This window comes from Aliterella sp. E5.1, assembly GCF_057473825.1.
In genome coordinates this window covers 1-3,934 of the sequence record NZ_JBYCCV010000183.1, presented here as the reverse complement: position 1 = coordinate 3,934, position 3,934 = coordinate 1, and the positions used below count along the sequence as shown (strand labels likewise).

At 46.3% G+C, this 3,934-nt stretch carries 6 protein-coding genes; 3 read left to right on the top strand and 3 right to left on the bottom strand.

Going from position 1 to position 3,934, the window contains the following annotated elements:
• Together AC2VE5_RS24515 and AC2VE5_RS24510 are read left to right on the top strand one after the other, a co-directional pair.
• Window positions 1–581, top strand: a 581-nt coding sequence (locus AC2VE5_RS24515; protein ID WP_486890227.1) for a ParA family protein, incomplete at its 5' end; no start/stop codon positions are given.
• Complete coding sequence (locus AC2VE5_RS24510) at window positions 571–1,365, top strand: ParB N-terminal domain-containing protein (RefSeq protein WP_486890226.1); 795 nt, start codon at window positions 571–573, stop codon at window positions 1,363–1,365. The genes AC2VE5_RS24515 and AC2VE5_RS24510, both read left to right, overlap by 11 nt.
• Before the next feature lie 153 nt (window positions 1,366–1,518).
• Here AC2VE5_RS24510 and AC2VE5_RS24505 read toward each other — a convergent pair whose 3' ends face one another.
• The 3 genes from AC2VE5_RS24505 to AC2VE5_RS24495 form a co-directional block, all read right to left on the bottom strand.
• Entirely contained in the window at window positions 1,519–1,947 is a 429-nt protein-coding gene (locus AC2VE5_RS24505) for a hypothetical protein (RefSeq protein WP_486890225.1), read from the bottom strand.
• Window positions 1,948–2,105: 158 nt separating this feature from the next.
• Entirely contained in the window at window positions 2,106–2,327 is a 222-nt protein-coding gene (locus AC2VE5_RS24500; RefSeq protein WP_486890224.1) for a hypothetical protein, read from the bottom strand.
• 276 nt (window positions 2,328–2,603) lie between these two features.
• The gene (locus tag AC2VE5_RS24495; protein ID WP_486890223.1) at window positions 2,604–2,906 is read right to left on the bottom strand and encodes a hypothetical protein; all 303 of its coding nucleotides are present in this window, start codon (window positions 2,904–2,906) and stop codon (window positions 2,604–2,606) included.
• 421 nt (window positions 2,907–3,327) lie between these two features.
• Here AC2VE5_RS24495 and AC2VE5_RS24490 point away from each other — a divergent pair, with 421 nt between their 5' ends.
• Window positions 3,328–3,774, top strand: coding sequence for a tyrosine-type recombinase/integrase (locus AC2VE5_RS24490; RefSeq protein ID WP_486890222.1), 447 nt, complete (start codon window positions 3,328–3,330; stop codon window positions 3,772–3,774).
• The last annotated feature ends 160 nt before the right edge of the window (window positions 3,775–3,934 follow it).

The following is a 3,934-nucleotide window of genomic DNA, read 5'->3' as shown; positions in this document are numbered from 1 at the left end:
GAACCGCCGAACTTTTAACAGGTAATCATCCACACCCTCTGGAAGCTGGAGTGGGACTGTATGTACTCCCTGGCGGTCCTAATCTGACGAGCCAACCAATTCAATCGCTGCATCCAGAGGATTTGGCAGATGCTATCAAAGTTATGCCGTATGACGCAGTAATCTTCGACTGTCCACCTGGTAACGAAAATTTAGAACGCTTTGGTTTGGTTGCATCTGGGGTCGTGCTGGTAGTCACTAATGCTCACCCCTTTGCCATTTTGGGAGCTAGTCGCGTTATTGGAGTCTTAGAAGGCTACAAAGAAAGGCAGCGTCGCGGTCCCGAACGCTGGGCATTAGTTCTCGATCAAGTTGACGAACGGCGAAGTTTAGACAAAAACTTTCCGCCGCAATTAGCACAGAAATATCCTGAGATTAAGCAATTTATCGTGCATCAAGATACGAATTTATCGCTCGCTGGAGCGCAGCAAATACCTTTAATGGAGTACGCACCGCGCTCGCGCCCAGCAGAGGAACTAATTGCCTTAGCGTCATGGGTTGTAGATTCTTCTAATCGGGGTAAAAGTGACTATGGCAGCTAAACGACGAACGGCGGCAGAAATGCTAGAAGCAGCTACAAATACTGGCGCAGCTATCCAAGCTCAAGACCGAGCAGTCGAGGCAAGAGCAGAAGTAGCGGTGGGTGCTATGCCTCTGGGGAAAATCTTGGAGCGAAAAAGCGATACGCGCGAACTTAGAGCGCAGCACGTTAGCGATCTAGCTGACTCAATTGCCGTACTCGGACTGCTAGAGCCTCTGGTAGTAGATACAAGAGGAAAGATGTTAGCTGGCGGACATCGCAAAGCAGCTATCGAGCTACTTAGAGAAACTGAAGAGTCAGTCTATGTGAAGTTGTTTCCCCTTGACCAAGTGCCAGTTAGAATTATGGGCTTTGATGCGGAAGCCGAGCCAGACCTGGCACTACAAGTGGAGGTTGCTGAAAACGAGAAACGCAGAGACTATACGGTAAGCGAAGCTCGCGCTTTAGCAGAGCGATTGCGTTCTGCTGGATATGTAGATGTGAAAGGCAGACCTGGTAAAAGCGAGAAAGCTCTGCGTCCGGCATTAGAGGTAATTATAGGCAAAAGCCTTCGTACTGTCCGGCGCTACCTGAATGAAGAAGCAGAAGAAAGTAGGACAGATGTCACACTTTCTGCCCAAGGCGAATCTCAAGTCTCTATAAAATCCCTACGCCGATTACAAACAGAACTAATTCGCTTTCAAAAATTATATCCAGAACCTGAACCTATTTTGCAAGCAGTCCAACAGGATATAAATCAGCTACTAAAGCGAGTTGAAGCAGCTTTGAAAAAGATGAGTAAGTGAACCTGCCCTCAATTCCTCCTCCTTCTGCCTTTTTATAGCCACTCACACCCTTTACTGCTGCTCTAGTCAGTTTTCTCTGCCCTGCGGCAAAAGTATGTGCTGCCGATTTAACTTTCATCTACACACCTATGGGTCGGGTCAAGAAAAGTCCATTCATCGCAGCACCCCAAGCCCCAATCCTATTAGAGCAGCGCTCAACACGACTAGAGAAACCCCGAAAGCATTGCGAGTTGCTGAGGCAATTCGTGCTTCCTCGCGCTCCTCTTCCGTTTTAGCCTGGGTAAACCGTTTTCTCTGGATAGCAAAATATACGAACTGGGATAGTGTCAACAAAGCGAGAGGAAGAAGAACCCAGCGCCTGGCTAATGCTAGTCCTATACCACTCAACAGGGTCAGCAACGCACTCACGAAGAGAAAACGACTGACGAGCCGATCTTCTTTTTCCTGAGTTATTGCTTCTAAGGCTGAGTCCATGAAGCTTGCTTGTAGTGCTTGGTGAAAGGTAACAGCACCACCAATCATCCAGAAAGCCCCAAAAATACGCAGCAACCATTCCAGAGAGAACACGAGCGCATCAATCATGAATTCCTTTTGTCCCTAAAACCGAGCTAATCTTCCTCTTGATTAACCAAGTTAATAAACCATCCTTCTGATTAATAAAGAGTAATGGCGGGAAGTCAACCCCACCAAAAGATGCCGCCTAAATACTGGGGTCAGGCAAGTATGGATTGCGATTAACTTTAGAATCTTGACCCGCAAATTGCCTGAACTTGAACTTCAGGCAAGTTCCGATTCTTTTCCCGACAAAACAACACATCAGCTAACCGTCGTTCAGCATAGAACTGGTGAGCTAACCAACCCAAAGGAAGACCAGCCAATAATCCAACAATCAACCCAATCATCAAGCTAGAAACAAGATTCTTTCTAGTAATAGTATTCTGTCGCTCTACTTTTGCTGACATGGTTCTCCTTTAAACGCATCCAACTCCGCCAATTAACGCCCTACCCCACCAATCGCAAGGCATTTTTCTGATGAATTATTCATCAGAAAAGATGCCGCCCCAGCCCCGCTAACTTTCTTTCTAAACTGGCTACTCGCTCTTGCAAATCAGAGAGCGCACCTTTTACGGCTGTGGGGTCAGTCTTACCTAAATACTGAGCGAAGCCCTGCGTGCGCGCTTGCGCTATCGCATCTCTTACTATCTCAGATTCCTTCCGTCCAGCAGCTAGTGACTGGTTTAATAATTTACTGTGTGTTGTTCAACGTACTGGATTGCAACCTGTTCTGCAACTGTCTTGATGCTTTGCCCTAGATGAATTAAGGCACCCATATATAGGGTTAAGAAAACTACAAATGCACACAGACCTAGCATCAAGCTGCGAGGTTCTTTTCTGGGAATCTCCTGCTCAGGAGCGGGTTGAGCTTCGTCTCTAATAATCTTTGTCCAATCGCTTCCACTGACTATTTGCAGGTTCAACAGGTGGAGGTCATATAGAGCTTCGTCCGGTCTGGAATTGTTGTTAAATGTCTGTTTAAACATATCCGCCTCGATTTTCCTAATGAAAGCTAGTATCTTAATTGGGGAAATATTCTTCACCCTGATATCAGCAAGGAGATTCAGACGCTGAATATCGTGCTTGCTACGCTATGAATCCGTAGCAAGCACACCCTACGGATTCATAATCCTGCTTTCCTATATCCCACTTGTGGAGCAGAGACTACTAATATTTACCCCTAATAAAAATATATACATCTTGAAGGATGGCATCTGCCTAAAGCCATAAATTGTAACTAAAACTCTTGGTTTAAGAAAAACCTCTTTTGAATACTAATCCGAACACCTCAGCCAACTGAATCCCAAGTTCTTGAGGCGATTACCTCCGCCAAGAACTTGGGCGAGAAAAACTACTTACAACTCATCTAGGTCGATTGTTGTATTGTTAATGCCCGATAATATTGAAATGATTTTATCTGATCCAAAAGCAATTGCCCCTATTGAAGTTAAGCCAAGCGACACCGCCGAGCGGCTGATTTCAATGTGGATACACGGCTTGTCGCCCCAAACTCAAGAGCGTTACGGGCGCACGGCGCGACGCTTCTTAAAGTTTGTCAACAAGCCACTGCACTTAGTCGCTTTAGCAGACATCCAGGGCTGGCAGATGACAATGACGGGGTTATCTCCCAGCAGCCAACGAACTGCGATCGCTACTATAAAAAGCCTCATGAGCTTTGGTCTAAAAATTGGCGTGTTGCCAGAAAATGTAGGTTTATCAATGCGATCTCCCAAGGCTCCTGACTGCTTGCACGAACGGATACTTTCAGAGCAAGAAGTCGCTGCGATGATTGCTACGGAAGTAAACCTACGCAACCGTACCATCCTCCGAGCGCTGTACTCGGGGTTTGAGTAGCAAGTGCGACGAAAACAACGCTAAGGCTGAAGACCCTGCGCCGTAGTGACTATAATTACTTACTCCCAACAATCTGCTGCAACAATTGATTAACTTCACTCAAGATGAAGGCATCTGGATCAAACGCACCACCAACCCATTCCAACATTGATTCATGTTC